Source organism: Coleofasciculus sp. FACHB-542, from assembly GCF_014695825.1.
Classification (GTDB): Bacteria; Cyanobacteriota; Cyanobacteriia; order Cyanobacteriales; family FACHB-T130; genus FACHB-T130.
Genome location: NZ_JACJPB010000028.1, coordinates 16,774 through 39,493, shown reverse-complemented (window position 1 = coordinate 39,493; position 22,720 = coordinate 16,774). Strand labels below are relative to the sequence as shown.

The 22,720-nt window shown below is 47.9% G+C and carries 22 protein-coding genes and 1 pseudogene; 10 read left to right on the top strand and 13 right to left on the bottom strand.

Going from position 1 to position 22,720, the window contains the following annotated elements:
- The first annotated feature begins 47 nt into the window (after positions 1-47).
- Entirely contained in the window at positions 48-1,217 is a 1,170-nt protein-coding gene (locus H6F52_RS09340) for a quinone-dependent dihydroorotate dehydrogenase (protein ID WP_190534001.1), read from the top strand.
- 66 nt (positions 1,218-1,283) lie between these two features.
- On the opposite strand, the gene H6F52_RS09335 is transcribed toward H6F52_RS09340, so the two are convergent.
- A complete protein-coding gene (locus H6F52_RS09335; RefSeq protein WP_199292331.1) occupies positions 1,284-2,471 on the bottom strand; it encodes a PAS domain S-box protein in 1,188 nt (395 codons plus the stop codon).
- A 1,638-nt stretch (positions 2,472-4,109) separates the two neighbouring features.
- On the opposite strand from H6F52_RS09335, the gene H6F52_RS09330 reads away from it, so the two are divergent.
- The 4 genes from H6F52_RS09330 to H6F52_RS09310 all read left to right on the top strand — a co-directional run bounded on the left by H6F52_RS09330 (position 4,110) and on the right by H6F52_RS09310 (position 6,493).
- On the top strand, positions 4,110-4,367 hold the full coding sequence (locus H6F52_RS09330; RefSeq protein ID WP_190533998.1) for a hypothetical protein: 258 nt from the start codon (positions 4,110-4,112) through the stop codon (positions 4,365-4,367).
- 352 nt (positions 4,368-4,719) lie between these two features.
- Positions 4,720-4,977: a DUF1816 domain-containing protein gene (locus H6F52_RS09320; protein ID WP_190414070.1), complete on the top strand. Its 258-nt coding sequence runs from the start codon at positions 4,720-4,722 to the stop codon at positions 4,975-4,977.
- A 438-nt stretch (positions 4,978-5,415) separates the two neighbouring features.
- Positions 5,416-5,634 carry a hypothetical protein gene (locus H6F52_RS09315; protein WP_190414068.1) on the top strand — a complete coding sequence of 73 codons (219 nt, stop codon included), beginning with the start codon at positions 5,416-5,418 and terminating at the stop codon, positions 5,632-5,634.
- Positions 5,635-5,821: 187 nt separating this feature from the next.
- Positions 5,822-6,493 (top strand): alternative oxidase, encoded by a 672-nt coding sequence (locus H6F52_RS09310; RefSeq protein WP_190414066.1) that lies wholly within the window; start codon positions 5,822-5,824, stop codon positions 6,491-6,493.
- Positions 6,494-6,520: 27 nt separating this feature from the next.
- Here H6F52_RS09310 and H6F52_RS09305 read toward each other — a convergent pair whose 3' ends face one another.
- Positions 6,521-7,522: a DNA polymerase III subunit delta' gene (locus H6F52_RS09305; RefSeq protein ID WP_190533996.1), complete on the bottom strand. Its 1,002-nt coding sequence runs from the start codon at positions 7,520-7,522 to the stop codon at positions 6,521-6,523.
- Between the two features lie 143 nt (positions 7,523-7,665).
- Positions 7,666-8,328 carry a dTMP kinase gene (tmk, locus tag H6F52_RS09300; RefSeq protein ID WP_190533993.1) on the bottom strand — a complete coding sequence of 221 codons (663 nt, stop codon included), beginning with the start codon at positions 8,326-8,328 and terminating at the stop codon, positions 7,666-7,668.
- Between the two features lie 66 nt (positions 8,329-8,394).
- On the opposite strand from tmk, the gene H6F52_RS09295 reads away from it, so the two are divergent.
- A complete protein-coding gene (locus tag H6F52_RS09295; protein ID WP_190527336.1) occupies positions 8,395-8,562 on the top strand; it encodes a hypothetical protein in 168 nt (55 codons plus the stop codon).
- A 59-nt stretch (positions 8,563-8,621) separates the two neighbouring features.
- Positions 8,622-8,969, top strand: coding sequence for a hypothetical protein (locus H6F52_RS09290; RefSeq protein WP_190414060.1), 348 nt, complete (start codon positions 8,622-8,624; stop codon positions 8,967-8,969).
- Between the two features lie 48 nt (positions 8,970-9,017).
- On the opposite strand, the gene H6F52_RS09285 is transcribed toward H6F52_RS09290, so the two are convergent.
- The 6 genes from H6F52_RS09285 to H6F52_RS09260 all read right to left on the bottom strand — a co-directional run bounded on the left by H6F52_RS09285 (position 9,018) and on the right by H6F52_RS09260 (position 15,188).
- Complete coding sequence (locus H6F52_RS09285; protein WP_190414059.1) at positions 9,018-9,440, bottom strand: FHA domain-containing protein; 423 nt, start codon at positions 9,438-9,440, stop codon at positions 9,018-9,020.
- A gap of 70 nt (positions 9,441-9,510) precedes the next feature.
- Positions 9,511-9,705 (bottom strand): hypothetical protein, encoded by a 195-nt coding sequence (locus H6F52_RS09280; protein WP_190438021.1) that lies wholly within the window; start codon positions 9,703-9,705, stop codon positions 9,511-9,513.
- A 112-nt stretch (positions 9,706-9,817) separates the two neighbouring features.
- On the bottom strand, positions 9,818-12,268 hold the full coding sequence (locus H6F52_RS09275; RefSeq protein WP_190533990.1) for a heavy metal translocating P-type ATPase: 2,451 nt from the start codon (positions 12,266-12,268) through the stop codon (positions 9,818-9,820).
- Between the two features lie 473 nt (positions 12,269-12,741).
- Complete coding sequence (locus H6F52_RS09270; protein ID WP_199292049.1) at positions 12,742-13,218, bottom strand: DUF2752 domain-containing protein; 477 nt, start codon at positions 13,216-13,218, stop codon at positions 12,742-12,744.
- Between the two features lie 48 nt (positions 13,219-13,266).
- Complete coding sequence (locus tag H6F52_RS09265) at positions 13,267-13,530, bottom strand: TM2 domain-containing protein (RefSeq protein ID WP_190414164.1); 264 nt, start codon at positions 13,528-13,530, stop codon at positions 13,267-13,269.
- A gap of 113 nt (positions 13,531-13,643) precedes the next feature.
- Positions 13,644-15,188 carry a CPBP family glutamic-type intramembrane protease gene (locus H6F52_RS09260; RefSeq protein WP_190533987.1) on the bottom strand — a complete coding sequence of 515 codons (1,545 nt, stop codon included), beginning with the start codon at positions 15,186-15,188 and terminating at the stop codon, positions 13,644-13,646.
- Positions 15,189-15,440: 252 nt separating this feature from the next.
- Here H6F52_RS09260 and H6F52_RS09255 point away from each other — a divergent pair, with 252 nt between their 5' ends.
- Together H6F52_RS09255 and H6F52_RS09250 are read left to right on the top strand one after the other, a co-directional pair.
- Positions 15,441-16,784, top strand: a complete 1,344-nt coding sequence (locus H6F52_RS09255; protein ID WP_190534182.1) for a histidine phosphatase family protein — start codon at positions 15,441-15,443, stop codon at positions 16,782-16,784.
- A 76-nt stretch (positions 16,785-16,860) separates the two neighbouring features.
- Positions 16,861-18,126: a dihydroorotase gene (locus tag H6F52_RS09250; protein WP_190534181.1), complete on the top strand. Its 1,266-nt coding sequence runs from the start codon at positions 16,861-16,863 to the stop codon at positions 18,124-18,126.
- Positions 18,127-18,222: 96 nt separating this feature from the next.
- On the opposite strand, the gene lepB is transcribed toward H6F52_RS09250, so the two are convergent.
- The gene (gene lepB / locus H6F52_RS09245; protein ID WP_190414052.1) at positions 18,223-18,816 is read right to left on the bottom strand and encodes a signal peptidase I; all 594 of its coding nucleotides are present in this window, start codon (positions 18,814-18,816) and stop codon (positions 18,223-18,225) included.
- 258 nt (positions 18,817-19,074) lie between these two features.
- On the opposite strand from lepB, the pseudogene H6F52_RS09240 reads away from it, so the two are divergent.
- Positions 19,075-20,306, top strand: a pseudogene (locus H6F52_RS09240) (amidohydrolase family protein).
- A 91-nt stretch (positions 20,307-20,397) separates the two neighbouring features.
- On the opposite strand, the gene tsaE reads toward H6F52_RS09240, so the two are convergent.
- Genes tsaE through H6F52_RS09230 form a run of 3 tightly spaced genes read right to left on the bottom strand, consistent with a single transcriptional unit; the run spans position 20,398 to position 22,388 of the window.
- Entirely contained in the window at positions 20,398-20,850 is a 453-nt protein-coding gene (gene tsaE / locus H6F52_RS09235; RefSeq protein WP_190414157.1) for a tRNA (adenosine(37)-N6)-threonylcarbamoyltransferase complex ATPase subunit type 1 TsaE, read from the bottom strand.
- A gap of 14 nt (positions 20,851-20,864) precedes the next feature.
- Positions 20,865-20,993, bottom strand: coding sequence for a hypothetical protein (locus H6F52_RS26060; protein ID WP_277878299.1), 129 nt, complete (start codon positions 20,991-20,993; stop codon positions 20,865-20,867).
- Between the two features lie 3 nt (positions 20,994-20,996).
- The gene (locus tag H6F52_RS09230; RefSeq protein ID WP_190414050.1) at positions 20,997-22,388 is read right to left on the bottom strand and encodes a gluconeogenesis factor YvcK family protein; all 1,392 of its coding nucleotides are present in this window, start codon (positions 22,386-22,388) and stop codon (positions 20,997-20,999) included.
- Between the last annotated feature and the right edge of the window lie 332 nt (positions 22,389-22,720).

The following is a 22,720-nucleotide window of genomic DNA, read 5'->3' as shown; positions in this document are numbered from 1 at the left end:
TTTTCTTTTTTACCAATGACTAATGATTAACGACGAATGATTAAATTATGGATATCTATCAACTCGCAATTCGTCCGGCATTATTTTCCGGATTGAAAGCCGATCCAGAATGGCTGCATCAACAAACGCTCCATCTGTTCAGCGCTCTTGCCGGTTTGCCTTCTCATCCCCCCAAAAGCTGGATTGTTGCACAATTACAGCAATCTTACGCCAAGAGAGATGCTCGCTTAGAACAAACTCTGTGGAAGCTAAAGTTCCCCAATCCAGTGGGTCTAGCCGCTGGATTTGATAAGGATGGCGTCGCGGCTGGGATTTGGCCTAGTCTCGGCTTCGGCTTTGCGGAACTCGGTACCGTAACCTTACACGCGCAACCAGGAAATCCCCGTCCTCGCTTGTTTCGCTTGCCGATGGACAAAGCCGCCCTCAACCGGATGGGATTTAATAACCAAGGGGCAGCGGCAATGGCGCAAAGGTTGGAAAGCTGGAGTGGAAAGTTAAAAGCTGAAAATTCCAACCTTCAACCTTCAACCTTCAACATTCCCCTAGGAATTAATCTAGGTAAATCTAAGATAACGTCACTAGAGGCTGCGGCTGCTGACTATCTGGGTAGTTTTCGCCTTTTGAAGGATTTGGGAGATTACTTTGTCGTTAACGTTAGCTCACCCAATACACCGGGATTGCGAAGTCTCCAGTCTTCGGATCAGCTGAGTCTGATTCTAGATGCCCTGCAACAGGAAAATCAAGGACAAAAACCTCTACTGGTAAAGATTGCCCCAGATTTGGAGTGGGAAGCGATCGCTTCTGTGATTGAACTTGCTAAAAATTACCAACTGGCTGGGATCATCGCCACTAACACCACTATCCGGCGCGATCATCTAAAAACCCAGATACTTTCCCCAACTGGTAAACCCGTGAGTGAAGAAGCCGGTGGCATCAGCGGTGCCCCTTTAAGAGAACGTTCTACCGAAGTCATTCGCTTTATCTTCACGCAAACGCAAGGTCAACTGCCCATTATCGGCGTCGGCGGCATCTTCACTGCCCAAGATGCCTGGGAGAAAATCGCGGCGGGTGCTAGCCTGATCCAGGTTTACACTGGCTGGATTTATGAAGGTCCTTGGATGGTACGCCGCATTCTGGAGGGTCTGTTGCAAAAATTGCAGGAACACAGCTTAGCGTCCCTCTCTGACGCCGTTGGCATAGACAGTCTTCAGACTTGATTTCGAGCTACCCACTGTCACTTGTTAATCAACCAACAACTGATAACTCACCCCTAACCGCTTACTCTAGAAGCTCCCTTCTTTGAGGATAATGTGGTACTTGGAGTCAAAGGAAATCTTTCCTTCTTGCTGTAACTTCCCTAACAAACGGGTAATTGTCACTCTGGTGACGCAGCAGGCATTGGCAAGGTCTTGATGGGTGAGACGAACGCTCAAACGAGTTCCCTGCGGCACAGGTTCGCCAACTTCCTGTTTCAGCAGCAACAATAGATTCTGCAAGCGGTCTTGCAATCGTCGCTGACCAGAAATCGCCAAAAGCGATTCTGTCTGCCGCAACCGCAAATTAATTTTCGGTAAAATAGTCTGGGCAAGATGAGGGGAGGCTGTTATCTCTGAGAGGGAAATGTTAACTATCTGCACGTCCGAGACGGCAGTTGCTTGATAGGTTGACAGGGCGGTTAAACAAGAGCCAAAAGGCATCGAAGGACCGACTAACCCTACCAGCACCTCTTCACAATTGTCACTCATCGTACTCAGCTTCACCAAACCCCGACACACTAACCACAGGTTTTGAGGGTCGAGGGGAATGATTTCTCCTTTGGAGTAAGCCTGTACAGGGCGATCTTGCTTGAGGTCGTAGTTATTTTTTTCTAGCGCCTTCTCTACCCGCTTGCGCTCAGTGATATCGCGAATCAGCCAACGCAATGTGACGGCTTTGCCTTCCCCATTATTATGAGTAGTGGCGACTGTTATCCCCGCGTCAAAAATCTCACCTTTACGGGGCTGTAGGCGTACTGTCCACTCATATACTCGTTGCTGCTCATGCAGCCGAGTCAGTTCGTTACGAAAGATTCGACGTTCTTCTTGAGGAATGAAGATGACAAACGGTTTGCCCACTAAAAACTCTGGCGACACGTTGAGCAGTTTAGCAGCAGCGCGGTTGGCTTCTCGGATTGTCCCTTCTGCATCCGTCACCAGGTAGCCTTGCGGTGCTAACTCGAACAGATCCTGGTAGCGGTGGCGTTCGGCTTCCAACGCCTGTCGTGCGGCTACAAGTTCCTCATTCTGCTGGCGTAGTTCCTCTAGCGCCACTTGTAGCGTTTCCGAGGCGATGCCCAACTCCTTGAAGGCGACTGGCAGTAGCTCCGGCTCTTTAGGCGGAGCGATGGTTGCCCCTTTGTACAGCTCAGCTAATCGCCAGTTAATTTGCTGAATTTGTTGGGCAAATAAGTTCACATTTATTTCATTTTTCATAGTTTTACCTTCACTAAGGGCATGATTGAGAACTTCTTACCCTCTATCAAGTTCACTGCTTTTTTCCTTTTAACATTCCTTTCTCTAATTGCGCCCTTCCAAAAGAGGCAATCCTTGCTCCCCCTATTTATCTATTTATTAAATGAATAAATTAAATATGCAAATAGCGGCAAAAAGTAAATTTTATTTAACTAATGTATATTCAAGCTTATTTTTTGAGATTATGGAAATAATTAGGGTTTTCTAACTAAATATTTAGCGATTGGAAAATCTTTGATGTACAACACCCTGTAGTACGGAACCGAGCGCAATCTGAGTAAAGCACAAGGGAGATTCTATCACTCTCTGCATACGCTTTGCGATCGCTTCACAAAGTTACTTTGCACTAAGCACCGCTTCGTTAACGAACGCAATCAAGAGTTCAGTTACGCGGGGTATGAAAAGACAAGTTTTGAAAGAACCTAATTAAAATTGCTTGTGATTTTTAATACAATTATTTACTGAATTTACATCAATCTATTTCTTCAGATAGATGCAGGCGAAGAGGACAAAAGTTAAGCCTTAGATAATCGTTATCCTGCCGCAAGAAGCTGCAACGGGATATACTGACAGACAACACCAAGCCCCTAGAAAGCAACTGATAGGGGCTTTTTGTATTCAGAATTGCAAATAGATTTAATGTTCGCTGATTCCTCTAGTGTAAGCGAAAAATCAGGTTGAATGAGAATAATTTCGTTTATTTATTAGCGATACAATTTTAGCTAAACAGTTAAAAACTCTGCTAGAAATACTGAAACCGTTATGTATGCGATCGCGTAACAGCACCCCCGCGAAGTTCCCTAAGCTGTCATCGCTCACAAACACCAATAAAAACCTCCTGATTAACTGCAATAGAAAGTTTTTTTGGATGCGCAATCGCCTAATAATTTCCCAGTCGGTTCATTCTATCTTAGAAGTGCAAGGCAATTCTCGCGATCGCCGTTTAAAACTCTTATATTTTATAAAACAGATGTCTCAAAGCTGTAGCTCTTACGCTTGTTTTGACAACTTTACTGTTCTATCCACAATACCCCTATCTTTCCTAAACATAGGTTTTGTGCTTCCAATCACAGGTAAATTTAACATTCAACCCAGCCCTGTGGTAGAAGTTTGGTAAAACAGTAACGGGTAAAGTTCCAAAGGTGCATTCTTACGGAGTTGGGCAAACTGCCCTAGCAGTTTTTGTATGCAAAAACAAGAAGTTTCCCTATCTGTGTCATCGCCCCATTGCGTTTTGAAAAACTTCCAGACTTCTTCATCATTAGCCACAGAAGAAGATACCAATCAACGCCAGCGATTAACCTTCCCACACCCAGATTACAGTTCGCTTTGTATTTGGAAGCTTCCCACCTTACCTCGCCACTGTCGCGTTCGCGAAATATCAGTATTTCCTAGACTACTAAAACTAGGGGTATAAATAACAGTAGACTTTATAAAGCTAAAATCTTAAAGAATGCTCTAAAAAGCAAGATTTTTTGTAGATGATGGGAATAAGTAATGGTTTTTTATTACCGATTTATAAATAATTGAGTGCAGGCAAGTAATCTTTAATTAGCCTACCTGTTGATTAACTATAAAATTAATTCAGAGCGTTGTACCATGCCAGAGAATCTCAATAAATTAAGCTTTCTCTACCCCCAGAGTCGTTATTGGGGTCGTTTCACTCCAGAGGAGCTAGCTTTTAATGCGAATTTACAGGAATTTGCACAAAAAATTTCTTATATATCTGCGTTGCAAACCGGAGGTAAGATTTCTTCCGAACAGGCATACAAGGATATTAAGTCTCTGTGGAAGCAGTTAAAGACAAGTAAAAAAGAACTAGGCGTGGGAGCAAATATCCCAAAAACAGAAAGCTAGTGATGGTCAACAGTTACGCTGCTAATGTCAGGGTTTATTGATTATTCAGCAATATCTTGAACTTTAAGGTTGTATTGCATACACTTGTGCCAAGTTGCATCCGTTAAACTAGAATTCAAGAACAAATTTTGTGTTTGATATTCTTTGAGGTTTTCTAAAAGATATAAAATATCAATTTGGCGATCGCATCTGAGTACAGTGACGCAGTTGTATGAAAGCAGAATCGTACAACTATGAGCCGACTGCCAGGTTATCCTATCGAGCTGGGCAGAACTGTCATTCAGTTCAAACGAGAATTTCAATGCCTCTGTCTAGTTTGTCTAATCCCTAATTCTCTTAGTTATCACTTCCTATGGCACTGCTCAAAACAATCAAAGAGGTCTTGACAGGATTTGCACAAGGTCTCCGAATGTCTTGGTGGGTGGAAATTGCCACTACTGAGCCTCGCTGTATCTACTATTTTGGTCCCTTTCACAACTCCGCTGAAGCAGCAACTGCGTGCCCTGGCTATATTGAAGATATCCAAAGTGAAAAAGCTGGCGGGATCGAAGTCACCATCAAACGCTGCAAGCCAAGCGTGTTGACGATGTGCGAGGAAGAAGTCAACTAAGAAAACTGTCCGAAATCTACCATTCAGTGGTTGGTATATAAGATCACCAAGAGATTTAACGTAATGCCCACTCCTCCGGTAGAAGTTCAGGGAAGGGGTAGGGATTAACTTGGTTAATAAGGACAACAAATGAATGGCAATCTCCCTCTGGGAGTTTCTACACGGTACTACACGGTCAGGGAAACAGCGATTATCCTCCGGAAACGCTAAGTCGGATGGCGAACTGACAAGTCAGCGCTAGGCTAACGCCTCGCTTCGCTAACGCTATCGCGCTTTTGTTAACCCTTCCTTGTCGAACCCTCTGCTTAGTAAACTCCCAGCTTCCCTTTTAAGGGAATGTTTGTAAATTACACTTGGTGGCGCTATTGCCTGAGCTTTTGTAACTTAGCGTCCCTATTAGTTTATATTTATAAACACTATTGAGGAGACAAAAAGATTATGACTCAACCTCAGTTCCATGATGAATTGACCCTTTCGGAAACAGCAGAGCAATTTGGAAAAAAAGCTCTAAAATTAGGTCTTATCCCTAGTTTTGTCGTCCGCTACTTTCCAGATAGCAGCCAATTCTATATTCCTAACGAAACCGAATCTGAACCGCTCACCCCAGAAGAGGCATATCTGCGTCTGAAAAAATTAGTGGAACAATCTGGTCAATAAGTGTTGTCCGCACAGTAGATGTCCGGCAGTCTCAGTAGGTGAGTATTAGGTAGGTATAAAAATTCAATATCAGCTAACCCCCTGCACTACATCAATCGGGTTACTTGGTTTGTCAATTATTTTACATTTATTTATACTTAATCCATGAGTTTATAATTATTAGTCGTTTTAAAAGCAGACTAGGAGAATGATTCGTTTACTCGTTAGTTTCTTAGAATTTATTTTAAAAACTTTTTACCAAGAGCGATGGTATGCAAGATTTTATGTCTTGGAAACGATCGCTCGCGTTCCTTGTTTTGCTTATTTGTCGGTTCTTCATCTCTATGAAAGTCTCGGCGCGTGGCCTTATGCTGATTGGATCAAGGTTCACTTTGCTGAGTCCTGGAATGAGTTGCATCATCTCCGCATCATCGAAGCATTGGGTGGGGGGAAATCGTGGAGCGATCGCATGATTGCTCGGATTGGCGTCCTGGCTTACTACTGGATTCTAGTCTTTGTATACATGATTGCTCCCAGATCGGCTTACTACTTTAATCAGTTAGTCGAAGAAGGTGCTTACCACACCTACGATAAATTTCTAACAGAGCATGAGGCTGAACTCAAAACTCAGCCAGCTCCACAGATAGCAATTGATTACTACCACGAGGGCGATCTTTACATGTTTGATGATTTTCAAATCTCTCATACACCAAGGGAGCGTCGCCCAAAAATTGAGAATCTTTACGATGTGTTCGTTGCCATCCGCAATGACGAAAAAGAACACATCACAACCATGATTGCCTGCCAGCAACCAGACGCAAAAGAAAAAATTAAAAGCCCCCATTCCCCTGAATTTAAGCCCTCATCTGAAGAGAGTTAAGGCAATTTTTTCCTCTCAAATGGTGGCTTAAATCATTTCTAATAGCGTTACTTCCCAGACAAGTCGCGGTTGAGCATAACTCAGGAGAGATTGGCGGGCTTTTTCGAGTTGCTCGAGGGGCAATTTATGAATTACACCGTTCAAGAATTGCTGCCAGTAAGTGTGCTGTAGATAATCAACTAACCACAGTTGGGCTTCTGTATCGAGAGTTTTATCAATCCGTTTGGCAAGTTCAAGGGCGTCACGAAGCGATTTCGGCAGATGGATAACGTCCTGAAGTAAGTCTTGGGGAATCGTTTGGAGTTGCTCCCAGGAAGCGATCGCATTTCCCGGACTGCCTTGCGCGATCGCTAACACCGTCGGATGCTCCAAAATCTCTTCGTGACCCGTCTTCCGCAACACCTGCTCCATTGCCGCCGAGTCTAAACCATAGAAAGGAATGTGCTGACAGCGCGATACCAGCGTTGGTAACAACGACGACGGCGTTGGTGCGATTAAAACCAGCGTTGCTCGTCCCGGTTCTTCCAGGGTTTTGAGTAAGGCATTTGCCGCCGCTTCTGCCATCGTTTCTGCTTGTTCCAGCACAACCAGCGATCGCGGTGCCTCCAGCGCCGAACGTCCCAGAAATTGGGTAATTTCCCGAATTTGCTCCAGCCGGATTTGCGGCGGAGCCTTGCGCTTGACACCCGCTTCGGCGGCTTCGGCGGCAGATAATCGTTGACCCTGATGCAGATAGGTCGGTTGCACCCAAAATAAGTCTGGATGATTGCCCTGACGCAAGCGGTTTTTGATAGACGCAATACTCCCCTTGCTTCCTTCCTTAATCACAGGAGATTCGGGGGCATCTGGCTCAGTTGCGGGTAGGTTGGCACAGAACAAAAGGTCTACAAAGCACTGAGCCGCCATGCTGCGTCCGATGCCTTCGGGACCCGCAAATAGATAGGCAGGAGCAATCCTATTTTGAGCCACTGCCTGAGTTAGTAACTCAACCGCTCGGTTTTGTCCGACAAGTTCCGCAAAAAAATCCATTTAACCGCAAAGAAAGGCAAAATTCAAAAAAATTGCAAGCAGTACCATTTACCCTAGAGACGCGATATATGGCGTCTGGAACCAACCCTCAAAAATTGTCTTGATAGTTTAATAGCCACTGCCAGGGAAGGAATTATAGATTTTTAATTTTCTAGAGACCATTCCCGAAGCCGTTGAGTCAAGATAGCCTGAATTTGCCCTTGGACTTCTGCCTCAATGCCACTGGCATCTACCCGAACAATCCGCTGGGGATGGGCTGCTGCTAAGGCTCTAAACCCCTGCTGTACCCGTTGGTGGAACGCCAATTCTGCTTGCTCCATTCGGTCGGCGGCTCCCCTGGCTTTAGCGCGTGCTAGACCTATTTCAACGTCAACATCTAGCCACAGGGTGAGGTCGCTTTCCAGCCCGTCTGTCGCCATTTGGCATATCTTCTCGATTAAAGATAGGCTAAGACCTCGACCATAGCCTTGATAGGCGATAGTGGAATCGGTGTAACGATCGCACAAAATAATTCCTCCCGCCGTCAGGATTGGTTTTAGTACCTCCTCAACGTGCTGCGAGCGGTCTGCTGCATACAACAATAGTTCTGTCCGGTCTTGAATTGGGTGGGTCAGAGTCCCTTCGAGCAACAAGCGGCGCAAAGCTTTACCCAATTCTGTACCCCCTGGCTCTCTGGTGATCGCCACCTGCGAGAAAATCGGAGATTCTGCCTTCATCTTTTCCAGAAGCCAATCGCGCGATCGCTGCATCTGAGTTGTTTTACCGCTTCCTTCCACTCCCTCAAACACAATCAGCTTGCCCTGCATTCCCCAATCCTTATCATCACAGCCCTTTTTTCTTGCTCAAGATCGGGATGTGGCTCACCAGAACCGATGAATCCACTACCCACTCATCCTTCATTCTTCCAAAGTATCAGTCAACCCCACCCCGTGCTTTTGGTAACTTCCCTACTTAGTTCTTCCGGAGGAGCGACTGGTATGCTGGAAGCTGATAAAGGCTGGGTGATGGCTCTAGCCTTAGAAGCAAGCATTCCTTTCTGACCCGAAACGAAGGTTCGGTATGATAAGAGGGTCGAGGGATATGACGTCGGGGATTTTTTATGGCTCGTTATACTTGTTCATTTATCGTTGCAGTTCCCCTTGAGCGTCTCCAGCAGGTGCTCATAGAAGTTTTGGAGTCCTGTAATTTCGATATTATCTACAACACTGGAGACTACTTGATGGCTCGCGAGATACCGGGTCACGTCTCTTTTGCCAAGCTGGTGACGGTGGAAGTGCTCATCGATAAATCGACCGCTACCGACCGAGAAGTGCGGATGAATTTTGTAGTGAAAAACGAAGAGTTGCCCCTGCAAGTGGACAACCACTGCCACCAGATGTTCTATCAGGTGCATCAGGCGATCGCGGAAAATCGCCATTGGCAACTAGTTGAAAGCGTCGCCGGATAGACAAGCTTCCCCCTGGGAAGTTCTCAGGCGAGATTTTCATGGAGAAAATTAAGGTTCTTCCCCATCGCCAACCATATTGGGACTAATCAGGGTAATGTCCCACTCATCTGGAGGTCCCGTGGGAATGGATTCTCGCTTCAGGTGGAAGTAGCGTGCCCGCACTTGCGGCCCAAACACAATCTCATCTTCATCTTCGAGATCGTGAGCTTGGAGTTTTCGACCATTGATCAACAGACCATTGGCGCTGGGCTTGCCTTTGTCGCCATCGACAATTCGATAATAGTAAGAGCCATCCGCACGCAATTTTTGCACTAAAGTTGCGTGCCGACGCGATACAAATTGGGAGTACAACCGGATATCGCACTTCTGGTCTCTGCCAATGCAATATTCCGGCTTTTCTAAGGGAAACTCCTTACGTCCCTGATCATCTTCAATAATCAATATATGGTTCAGATGCAGTTTTACAGCCATTGAAAAATTATTTAAGAGAGGGCGGTTGGTTTGTGAAAAACAGTTACTTAGACTAACAGTGGCACCATTCTCAACCGGCGGGATAAGCGCCTGTGCCTGCACCCTGAATATCAACACTCGACCGAGCATTATCTTGAGGAAAACAAGAGGCGCTTTGGCGGAGGTTGGCAGGACTCCAGCGTAACACCCTCGCCTTCCCTGAAGCCAGTGTCGTCAGCTTGGAGCAGGCTTGATGTGTTTGGAGGGTTATAATCTCCTCTATCATATTGTGGCACACCGGGTTAGCGGTCAATTGTTCGTTGGCAGTTGTGGAAAAGCGAGTTTAATTAAGATATTTGAAAGAAACCAATCCGACTGATAAACCCACCTGGACTCAATTAGTTGTCAGTAGAGAGAGATTTACGGAGTAAAAGCGAGTTCGTGACAACACTGACAGAACTAAAAGCCATTAATGCTCCAGCAGCAGATGGGCTGAGAACCAGCCCAAAAGTGGGTAGCAGCACACCCGCAGCGACGGGCAAGGAGATGGTGTTGTAGGCAAACGCCCAAAATAGATTTTGGCGGATTTTGTTGAAAGTCGCACGGGAAAGCTGGATTGACTTGACAACATCCAGAAGGCGATCGCGCATCAGAACAATTTGAGCAGTTTCAATGGCGACATCGGTTCCCCCTTGGAGGGAAATGCCAACATCTGCTTGTGCCAAAGCGGGGGCATCGTTGATGCCATCACCAACCATTGCGACGTGTTGACCCTGAGCTTGTAGCTGGGCAATCGCGGCGGCTTTGGCGTCTGGACGGACATCTGCTAAGACATCCGAGTCTGGATTAAGTTCCAACTGAGACGCGATCGCCCTAGCTGCTTCCAGCCGATCTCCAGTCAGCAGCATCACCCGCAATCCCATTTGCCGCAGGCGAGACACCGTTGCTTTCGCATCCGGTCGGAGGGTATCGGTGACGCCAATCAACCCCGCTAATTGACCGTCAGCGGCGACATAAACCACCGTTTTACCCGCAGAGGCTAGTTGCTGAGCCTGGTTTTGTTCTGACTCGCTTAGGGAAATCCCTTGCTGAGTCAACCAGTCTGCATTCCCCAGTAAAACCCGCACGCCTTCGACCAAAGCCGATACCCCTAGTCCCGGTTCCGTATAAAACTCCTCGGCAGTGGGAATCGTTAACTCTTGGCGGTGTGCTTCTTCCCCAATTGCCTCCGCGAGGGGATGGGTGGTGCCACTTTCTGCCGCCGCCGCCAGTTGGAGGAGGATTTCTGGGAGGAAATTCCCTACCGGCAAGTAATCAGTAACGACAGGATGACCCGTGGTAAGAGTGCCCGTCTTATCAAATACCACGATATCCAGGTGGTGTACCCGTTCCAGCACGTCGCCGCCTTTGATCAACAGCCCTCTTTCTGCCCCCAGACCCGTTCCCACCAAAATTGCCGTGGGGGTCGCTAAGCCTAAAGCGCAGGGGCAAGCGATGACGGAGACAGAAATTGCTAGCTTTAAACTGAGTAACAAAGCTGAGTGCTGTAGAGGTGGGGTTTCCCCGCCCATGCCGCTGGCATGGTGCATGACTGCGTGCATGGCTGAGTGGCTTTCTACCCCGACTGCGCTCAACATCGTGACATCAGGCCAAAGTTGAGAGCCGATGAAGTACCAAAATAAAAACGTGAAGGTTGCTGCTGCCAGAACGCCGTAGGTGAAGTACCCCGCCACCGTATCCGCCAATAGCTGCACGGGAGCTTTCCGGATTTGGGCTTCTTCGACCAGGGCGACAATTTGCGCCAGAGTCGTGTCCTTGCCGGTGCGAGTTGCCTTGATCGCGATCGCTCCCGACTGATTCAGCGTCCCAGCCGCCACCGAGTCTCCCGGTTGCTTCACGACTGGAACCGGCTCCCCAGTCAACATTGACTCATTCACCGTTGTCTGACCCGCCACCACTTCTGCATCGACCGGGATCTGTTCTCCCGGCAAAACCCGCAACCATTCACCTACTCGGACTTGCTCAACGGGGATTTCAATGCCCCCGAAGTCGTTCCCCTTGGCTCTGGGCGTAGAGCCAGCAGCCGTAGGATTGGCAATTAAACGAGCAACTTTCGGCTGGAGCGCCAACAATGCCTGAAAGGCTGCGGCGGCACGACCTCTTGCCCGTTGCTCCAAGGTGCGCCCTAGCAGGATAAAGCCTAACAGCATGACCGGCTCATCAAAGAAACATTCCCAACCGAGCTGAGGGAATAGCAACGCCACGCAGCTAGCCGTGTAAGCTGTAAGCGTTCCTAGCGCCACCAGGGTGTTCATATTGGGAGCATTTCGCCGCAAGCCCCGCCACCCATCGACTAATATCTGGCGTCCAGGAAAGAGTAACGCTGCCGTTGCTAATCCCCAGTGAAACCAAATGTTGGTCAGGGGTGAAAAATAAGCGGGAAAAGAGATGAAGTGTTGATTAAGATGACCCATTGCCGACAGCACAATCAGAACGCCCGCAATAACTAATTGCCTCAACTGCTGGCGATTTTCTAGGGCGTGCCGTTCTGCTGGACTCAGAGCCTCTTTTGCTTTTTCGCCTGTTTTAGTGGCGAGACGAGGCTGGGTCGGAAATCCGGCTTCTGTCACCTGTTCGGCTAACGCAACCGGGTCAATCGCACCCGCTTCGCATTCTACGACAGCGACTTCTGTCACCAGATTAACGCGGGCAGAAACGACGCCTGGATGCTGGGTTAGCTGCTTTTCTACCGCTTTCACGCAGCCTGCACATTTCATGCCTGTGACATCCAAGGCGATCGTCTCTACGGGCGATGCAGGGGTAGCGACTACGGTTTGGGGGGATTGCATAGAGAATCTTGGGACTTTCCACGACACCTCAACGCCGGATTGTTCTGGCGTCTCTATTTTGAGGGTAGGCGAAAGTCTGGGCGATCGCGCAAAAATTCTTAATCTTTTTTAAGTTAGTTACCCGCGAACGGTCAACGGCTACTCCAGCGAAGATACATCACGTAGACCAGTGCTAGAGCCTGCATTGGCATGAGCGCGGCATAGCCCCTAAAGAAGAAGTTAATCTCTAAGCTAGACATTACACTGAAATATCCCATACCTAACAAAGCTAGGAACATGGGTAAAATCAGTTTTTTGGGTTTGCGTATTAGCATATTAAGTCAGGAGAAAGATTTACAGAAGAACTTAATTTAAACATGAATAAAATATTGCTCTATCTGTTAAATTTATCGTTGCAAAAACGACAAAATACAAACAAGCGATCGCAAATAATTTGACCTAAAAACCAAACTTTTTACACAAGCATGAATTCCTCAAAAAAATAGCTGACCCAATGGTGAATGAACCAAGGCAAGATATAGTTCTCCAGACTTTGATAAATAATACAAGCGCAACGCATGGTAGCTTAAAATTAGAAGTAGGCTCAGCACCTGTAGCTTTCGGGTCCTAAGCATTTGAACATACAAGACGGCGATTTTACGTCCCGCGATTAGTTCAAGTGTAATATGAACTGTTGCAATCAAAAAGGCAGCGAATAAAACCGGGCCGAACAGGTGTTCTGCTAAGGCGCAACTCCAATCTCCTCGCACAATTGCCATAAAAGACCGAGTCATGCCACACGTAGGACAAGGAATCCCTGTAAAGTGCCGAATTGGGCAAACTAGGAACGTTACTTTATATCCTTGGTTATAAAAGTAGGTTCCCACTAGAGGTGCTGAACATATTCCTAATATCAACCAGCGAATCCGTCGAGCATTGCTAGACAGATTAGAGCGAGATAATTTAGACATGGCTCAAGTTAAGCTAGCGTCTACCCAAGCGCTCTCGCAGGGGTCGATCTAAAACCAACCCTTCTTGCTAACAAGGTAAGTGCTGACGAATTCTTCGTCAGATTTTGTCAAATAAGTTATTCCCTCGATCAAACCAATAATGCCCATAATTGGCGAACCGATTCCACAGGTAAGCAGGCTAACCAGCAACATGATGATGCCTTCTGTGTTATAGCCAAGAACAAACTTATGGATACCTAAAGCCCCGATAAGAATCCCGCAGACTCCAGCGGCGATTTTTTTGCTGGCATCAGTAGAGTTTCCATCCCTCATTTGTGTGAACCCTTGAAAAATTTGCTTTCCGCTTTTAGTGTTCCCAGTTGGGTAACGCATCTATCACAAGACGGAAAGCATTGATTCTTCTTAACAATGACTGGAAGGAAACATCACGCAGATCCACTACCCAAGAGGAAAAGACTCAGCAAAGTGCCACCATTCCAGAGAGAGTGGAGGAGTATCGGTGCAAGGAGGTTGCGCGATCGCGTATAAACCACTCCCAAAACCATTCCCAACGTCGCCAGGGGTAAGATTTCCGAGAGATTCAGGTGAACAATCGCAAAGAACAAACTACTGAGCGCGATCGCTCCCCAAACGGGCATATAACGGGTGAGGGACGGCAACAGAAAACCGCGAAACAAGAACTCCTCAAACAATGGTGCTGCCACCGCCGCCGTCAAGAAAAAGATCGCCAGCGCCACACTATCTTGCCCCTCTAGAGCAATCGGTAAAATTGGATTGCTGCCCCCCTGTCCTTGCCACAGCTTTTGGTTAATCAGCGACACCACAATCACCAGAGGCAGCGCCACTAAATAGCCGCCTAATCCCCAAAGAATCCAGTTTCCCCGCCAATTGAATCGAAACCAACCTTCTGGCAACGGTAAAAAAGAGCGGATGGATAAATACAGAACCAGCAGACACTCGAACGCCAATGTTGCATAACTCACCAGAACAAAAGCCGCTTGTGTCCGAATATCAAAGCTGGCTCGATTTAGGGGCAGTAAGCTAAAAAAGAGCGGCAGCAGAAATTGACCGATAAAGAAAAAGCCCACGACAAACACCTGCCAAATAATTTCGGCATTCCAAGGAGTTGTCCAGGGGACATCGGCATTTTGAGCGAGGATGGCTTCTTTTCCCTTAATTAGCACTCCCATTACCAGGAAAATCAGCAATCCTAATCCCATCAATACTCCTGCTAGGGGGATTGCTCCGACAATCGCTAATTTTACAATTGCAGCTTCAGCGCGTTCCTGTTCTCGTGCCTGGAGTGCCGCCAGCGCCTCCTGACGCTCTTGTACTTGGTAGAGTTTTTTCAAAGCGCGATCGCGGAACCAGCCGTCTAAATGCTCTTGAATTTGCGGCTGGGCATCCAACATCAGACTGGGTGGCTCGCTCCAAAGTCCCACCAAAATCGCCGCTGGCTTAGTCTGTAACTCGCTCGCCGCTTCCTGTTTAGACCGATTAATTAATTCCGTCCAAGTTTTAATCGCCGCGTCTGTTTGTCCTTGTTGAGCTTGTAAAATTCCCAACCGCAAGTCAAGCTCAGCAATCAGCTTTTTTACCTTGTTGATTGACGCTGGTAATTGCGGCTGCGATCTGACTGCATTGGGATTCAAATCGGCTTCCGATTTCAGCTTTTCGAGCTGTCCTTGCAGCTTTTCCAGAGTGGCTCGATCCTCCGAACGCGCCTCCTCATACTGCTTTTGGGCAGTTCTTAAAGGGTCTTCACCTAAAAGAGCGTTCCGGGCGTTTTTCAAATTGGCATCACCAGCTTTGTCGCCCTGCCACTCACTCGCTTGGAGTAACAAATTCGTTTGGTACAGTTCCAGGCGACCTTGAATCTGAGGCTGATTCCAGCTATCCAGTAATGAGTGGGTAATCAGAAACAAAGCCAAAATTGTCAGCAATCCCAAAAGCAACCGCTTAATTGTCATGAAAACTCCTGTAGGCTCTAAGTGTCACGGCACCTATGAGGAATATCTTAGATGCGTGTCCGGGACAGGTTAAAATTCTCCTGAACCTTTTTGCTCTTGATGATGGGCGTAGATTTCTCGCCTAGAGCATTAGGGGAACTTTACCTTACCAAACTGAGGCAGAGCCGACCTAATTCTTCACCAGCTGAGCCAGCGAACAAGAATATGTAGGCTGCTGTCTTTGCAGTGCTAGTTTCCACGGAGGATATCACCCTGAATACTCGAGTCATTCTCGTGCGTCATGGTCAGAGCAGCTATAACAGTGAGCGTAGAATTCAGGGCCGCTGTGATGAATCAATTTTGACGGAAAAAGGTCGCGCGACTGCCCGTCAACTTGGCGCTACTCTGAGTAACTTGAAAATTGATGCGATTTACAGTAGCCCCCTGCAACGGGCGAAAGCAACCGCAGAGATCGTTCAATCCAGTTTGGCGACGCCTGCCCCCTTAACAGCGTCCGATAACTTGATGGAAATCGATTTACCCCTTTGGCAGAAAATGCTTTCCGTGGAAGTGCAGGAGAAATTTCCTGAAGATTACCAATGTTGGCATGAGCGTCCCCAGGAATTTCGGATGAGCGTCCCGACGCCAGAGGGATTAAAAGAACACTTCCCAGTCTTAGCCATCTACGAGCAAGCGCGGCAATTCTGGCAGGAAACTTTATCCCGCCATCCGGGAGAGACGATTCTCATTGTGGGGCATAACGGCATCAACCGGGCTTTGCTCAGTACGGCAATTGGAATATCGCCACAGCGCTACCATTCGATTCAACAGTCGAATTGCGGCATCAGCGTGCTAAATTTTGCCGCTGGTTGGGGCAAACCGGCGCAATTAGAGTCGATGAATCTCACTGCCCATGTGGGAGAAGTGCTGCCAAAGCCGCGTCCGGGCCATCGCGGACTCCGTTTGTTGCTGGTACGCCACGGGGAAACCGACTGGAATCGCCAGAAACGCTTTCAAGGGCAAATTGATGTGCCCCTCAACGATAACGGTCGAGAACAAGCCCGGAAGGCAGCAGAATTTCTCAAAGATGTACCGATTGACTTTGCTGTGACTAGCCCAATGCTGCGTCCCAAGGAAACAGCCGAGATTATTCTGAAATATCACCCCAACGTCCAGATTGAACTACAGGCACCTTTGGCAGAAATTGGTCACGGGCTGTGGGAAGGGAAATTTGAAGAAGAAATCGAGCTGTCGTATCCGGGGATGCTGCAACAGTGGCGAGAGTTTCCGCAGACGGTGCAGATGCCAGAAGGAGAAAACTTGCAACAAGTTTGGGATAGAGCGATCGCAGCTTGGCAAGACATGGTCGCGTCTTATTCTGGAGATCGACCGAAAACAGGTTTGGTGGTCGCTCACGACGCCACGAACAAAGTCTTACTCTGCTACCTTTTGGGTTTAAATCCAGAAAATTTCTGGAGCATTAAGCAGGGGAACGGGGCAGTGACGGTTATCGACTATCTTCAAGGGCCAGAAAGTACGCCGGTGCTGCAAGCGATGAATGTCACAACTCACTTAGGTGGGGGCGTTCTCGATCAAACGGCTGCCGGTGCATTGTAGAGTGATGAGTTATGAATTTTGAGTTTTGAATGAAGAAACTTTTGATCTCAAAACTCAAAACTCAAAACTCGAAACGATTATGAATGAACTGCTCCAACAAGTACGGGTCATCGACCCAGTTTCTGGAACCGACCAGATTGCCGATATTCTGATTGCTGACGGTTATATCCAAGCAGTCGAAACTGAAATTTCTGACTTGTCCGCTGACACGACTGTCCGAGATTGTCGTGGATTCGTCGTAGGGCCAGGGTTAGTAGATTTATACAGCCACTCTGGTGAGCCTGGTTTTGAAGAGCGGGAAACCTTAGCTTCGCTCGTTGATGCGGCAGCAGCCGGGGGCTTTACTCGGCTGGCAATCTTGCCAGATACTCTACCCGTTCTCGACAATTTAGGGGGTTTAGCCTACCTTCAACAAGCCAAAATCCAACAGCCAAAATCCAAAATTGAATTTTGGGGGGCGCTGACGCTCGGTATCCAAGGGCAGCAGATGACATCTCTGGCTGAACTGGCGGCGGCTGGGGTGGTAGGCTTTGCAGACGGTCAGCCAGTGCAGAATCTAGCGCTGCTGCGCCGCCTGTTGGAATACCTCCAGCCGTTAGGAAAACCTGTGGCGTTATGGCCTTGCGATCGCGCTTTGAGCGGCAATGGGGTGATGAGAGAAGGCACGGCGTCGATTCGCTTTGGCTTGCCAGGAAACCCAGCGATCGCAGAAACATCGGCGCTGGCTGCTTTGCTGGAAGTGGTGGAAGCTACTCGCACCCCTGTCCATATCATGCGCGTTTCCACTGCTCGCAGCGTTGAGCTAATTGCGAATGCCAAGGCGCGGAATTTACCAATCGCCGCGAGTACTACCTGGATGCATTTATTGCACAATACGGAGGCGGTAGGCAGTTACGACTCAAACTTGCGACTAGAACCCCCTCTCGGCAATTCTTCAGACCAAGCGGCGCTGATTCAGGGGATACAGAGTGGGGTGTTAGACGCGATCGCGATTGACCATACTCCCTACACCTACGAAGAGAAAACGGTCGCCTTTTCCGAAGCACCCGCGGGCGCAATTGGTCTAGAGTTGGCTTTATCGCTTCTGTGGCACACCTTTGTTGCGACTGGCGACTGGTCAGCTTTAGAACTGTGGCGGGTTTTAAGTACCCATCCGGCGGAGTGTTTGCAGCAAAAACCGCCAGCGATCGCGCCCGGTCAACCGGCTGAACTGGTCTTATTTGATCCCCAGTTAAGCTGGACAGCGGACAGACAAACCCTGAAATCCCGCTCAGAAAATACCCCTTGGCTAGGGCGATCGCTGACGGGTCGGGTTTTACAAACTTGGGTAATGGGTAATTAGTCAGTCAAACCGAAGAAATATCTAACTGTAGGGGCAGGTTGAACCAGGGGTTTAGTGACGCACAAATATCTTGGTGAAACTCGCCCCTACTCCCTACTATTCCTTGGTATAAGCTGGAGCGCTATCCACTTCTCCGGCACGTTGCAGGGGCCAAAAGCGCACCACAGCACGACCAATAATTTTTTCGCGGGGGACAAAACCCCAATAGTGGCTGTCGTAACTGTTGTTGCGATTATCACCCAGTACCAGGTAGGAGTTTTCTGGTACCGTCACCGGCCCATAGGTATACTGTGGCTGTTCTTCAATATATTTTTCTGACAGGGGTTTCCCGTTGACATACACCCGTCCCCCTTTCACCTCTATCTTTTCCCCAGGTAAACCAATCACGCGCTTAATAAAAGCATCGTGAAAGTTTTGCTTTTCTAGCGCTTCGGTCGGCGCAAACACCACAATATCGCCCCGCTGCGGAGAGCGGAAGTTGTAACTAACCTTGTCTATAATCAGACGGTCATTGATTTGTAGTGTAGGCAGCATTGAACCCGAAGGAATGTAGCGTGCTTCCGCCACAAAAGAGCGAATTCCAAAGGCCAGAATGGCACTCAAGCCAATCGTTTTTATTCCCTCTATGAAAGGATTTTCGGCTTTTGGTTGGGGGTTGAGGTCAGGTTGTTGATTCTGCACGTCAGTCATAAACGGTTAATCACTCAAGCAAATGAATGAAATTGATTCCCTAGGTAATTATTTATTTTAAGGAAGACGGATGATTAGCTATATATATTGTGTACAAATTTTGTCTAAATATATCCGGCTAATATTACAGATATTTAGCTTCTGTCGTTTACCCGGTTGCTGGATGGTCAGTTTAGAAAAGTGCCATCTTACGACAAAGCGCGATCGCACCATACAATTGTCGCTCACACTTAACTACTGCATCAACAACTGATTACCATGTTTTCTGTCCCCTCTCTGTTGATTCGCAATGCTCGAATTCTCCTGCCTACGGGTGAATTTTTGGTTGGGGAGGTGCAAACCTTGGGTCGGGAAATTGTCCGGGTTGCACTAAAATCCTAGCATCTGGAAATCCTAGCATCTGATAGTCTACTAGTGGATAAAGAGATAGACGTTCAAGGTCTGACTTTGTTGCCGGGAGTCATCGATCCGCAGGTACACTTCCGAGAACCGGGACTCGAACACAAAAAAATTTGTTCGCGGCGAGTTGTGCTTGTGCTAAAGGCGGGGTAACGTCGTTTCTGGAAATGCCCAATACTCGCCCTCTGACAACTACCCAGGCGGCTCTCGATGATAAGTTGCGACGAGGTGCCCAGAAGTGCTTAGTTAATTATGGCTTTTTTATTGGGGCAACCGGAGCAAATCTGCCGGATCTTCTAAAGGCGCATCCACCTGTGGAATCAAAATTTTTATGGGGTCGATGCACGGTCAATTACTGGTGGATCGAGATACGGTATTGGAGTCTATTTTTGCAAAGGGAAATCGCTTAATTGCCGTTCACGCAGAAGACCAAGCTCGGATAAACCAGCGACGACAAGAATTTGCTGGAATTCACGATCCAGCCATTCACTCTCAAATTCAGGATAATCAAGCCGCTCTTTGAGCTACCGAATTGGCGCTCTATTTATAAAAAAAATATCAGCGACGCTTGCATATTTTACATCTGTTTACAGTCCAAAAAGCCGATTTATTACGTCAAGATAAACCGAGCTGAGTGAAAGCAGAAGTGACGCCGCAACACTTGCTGCTGAACACCAGTGCTTATGAGAAAATTGGCACCCTGGCACAGATGAATCCGCCATTGCGATCGCCCCACGACAACGAAGTTCTTTGGCAAGCGCTACTCGATGCTGACTTCAGCCATGCAGGGACGCTGTAGTGTTTCCCAAGTTGCCAACTGGATGTCTGCGGCTGTCGCTAAGGCGTATCAGATTCCCAAAAAAGGTGCGATCGCTCCCGGTTATGATGCCGATTTAGTTCTGGTAGATTTGGACAATTATCGTCCAGTATTGCGCGAAGAATTGCTAACCAAATGCGGCTGGAGTCCCTTTGAAGGCTTGAATTTGACGGGATGGCCTTGTTCTATCACCATTGTTGGCGGTCAGGTTGTTTATGAGCGCGGGAAGCTAAATCTAGAAGTGCGGGGCGAAGCCTTGACATTTAACGAATAATTAAACGCTCTCGGTACGCCAAGGTAAGCGCAAAGGTACGCAAAGGAAAGACGCGATAAATCAGTGTCTAAACGAGAGCGAACCTTTGTGTTTAAAATTTTATTGACTTAAAATCAAACCCACCCGCTGGAATCAGGTTGGCTTGGCGACCATTATTCGCACAGTAGGTTAGATGGACGCTTAAAAAGCTGGGCGGCTGATATGGCAACCGTTCTGCCCACTCTATCGCCACAATTCCCAGAGGCACCTCGAATCCTTCCCAGTAGGTTTCTAAATTCAACGCTTCGACTTCTTCTGGCTGCAAGCGGTATAAATCCAGATGATACAGGGGGAGGCGTCCTTGTGCGTACTCGTTAATCAGAGTGAAGGTGGGACTCACAATCGGCTCGGTAATGCCCAAACCCTCGCCAATGCCTTGCACCAGCGTGGTTTTGCCAGCGCCCAAGTCGCCTTCTAATAAAAGTACATTACCGGCGGGGAGGGATTGACCGAGTGCAATCCCTAGCGATCGCGTCGCCGCCGCATCGGCAAGAGAAATGACAATTGACTCCAAATTACTCAAAACTCAAAATTTAAAACGCTTAAAAGTACACTACCAGCGCGGAGGGATTGACTGAGAGCAATCCTAAGCGATCGCGTCGCCCCGGCATCGGCAAGAGAAATGACAATTGACTCCAAATTACTCAAAACTCAAAACTCTACTGCCTGGGCGCGACTATACCACCTCAGCAACACCCGTGCCAGCCGCTCAGGATTGTGGCGTACATAACCCGTCTCTGGGTCTTCATCCATCACGTTGGTTAAAACGATGCGACGCCCCAGCAGCCCGATGGCTTCTCGATCTAGAAAAACCGGATGGGAACTTTCTTGAGCATAGCGAATCAGGGCATTCGCACTTGGAACTTTCCGCTGCACCAAGACGGCGTTAAATAGCGGTCGTCCGCAAGCGGCATCAATGGCGCGAATGTGGTCTGCAACCGTGTAACCTTGGGTTTCTCCCGGTTGGGTCATGATGTTACAGACGTAGATGCGGGGAACCTGCTTTTGGGCGATCGCTTCGGCAATCTCTGGCACCAATAAATTGGGAATCACGCTTGTATAAAGGCTTCCAGGGCCGATGATAATGTAATCGGCTTCCTCAATTGCCTGTAAAGCTTTAGGCAAAGCGGGGGGGTTGCTAGGAATGCAACCAATTTTCTTAATCTGACCATTGGCTTCTGTAATGCTCGATTCCCCCTCAATGGTGCGTCCATCCTCTAACTCAGCCCAGAGGCGAACATCGCACAACGTTGCCGGTAGCACCCGCCCTCGCACAGCTAAAACTTGAGAACTGGCAGCGATCGCTTGCTCCAAATCTCCGGTAATATCGCTCATTGCCGTCAGGAATAGGTTGCCAAAACTATGACCGTTCAGACCATCCCCAGCCTTAAAGCGATATTGAAACAATTCGGTCAATAACTTTTCTTGGTCTGCCAATGCCGCGATACAGTTGCGAATGTCTCCCGGCGGTAGGACGCCAATTTCTCGCCGCAGACGACCAGAGGAGCCGCCATCATCTGCAACCGTTACAATCGCCGTAATGTGGGCGCTGTATTCCTTCAATCCTCTGAGCAAAGTAGAAAGCCCAGTGCCACCGCCGATTGCCACGATTTTTGGTCCCCGGTTGAGTTTGCGATGCGCCAACAGCACATCAATCAGTTCTTCATCCTGGGAAGGCTTCAGTACCTCGGTAATCGCTCCCATCGAGCGGGTTTGTCCTAAAAAAATAAAAAATAAACCCAAGCCAATCGCGATTGGACCGGAAACATAATTGGGAATAATCGTGGTAATCGCTTCCAGAATGTTCCCAATGAACTGAATCAATAAGAAAATTGGGGTCAGTTTCACCCAAATCGCCAAACCTAGGCTGGTTAGCAGCACGCCTCCCACACTGATCAGCAACCAGCGTTTTACTAATAGTCCGGGCGCTAACCACTTAAACCAGCTATTGACTCGTTGGGGCGTCCTAGGCTTAAAACTCCAGACCATATGCGAATCTTGTTTGAGCGTGCGTAAGGCTTGTTTGAAAATAACGTTTGACATTGCGGATTCCTAGGGGACACAAAGGCAAGACTCGACTTTAACGTTGCTTGGCGAATCCACTCAAGTAGGCGCGATTGATGAATCGTCTCTACGGATTGATTGGACTGGCACGGGGAAGGCAGAAGTTGCTACCCACTGAGCAACACTAAGGCTGTGCCCATCAGAATACATTTTCACTAAGCCACTCAGATGTGACATACGAAACTAAGAAACAGAGGAGGGGATTTTTCAACTCAGCTTATGATAGGTTGCGATGGTTTGCTGCTTGGATCAGGAATCAAGATGTTACGACTCAGTGATTAGACCCGCTTGTTGCTTCTAAGCGTTCAATT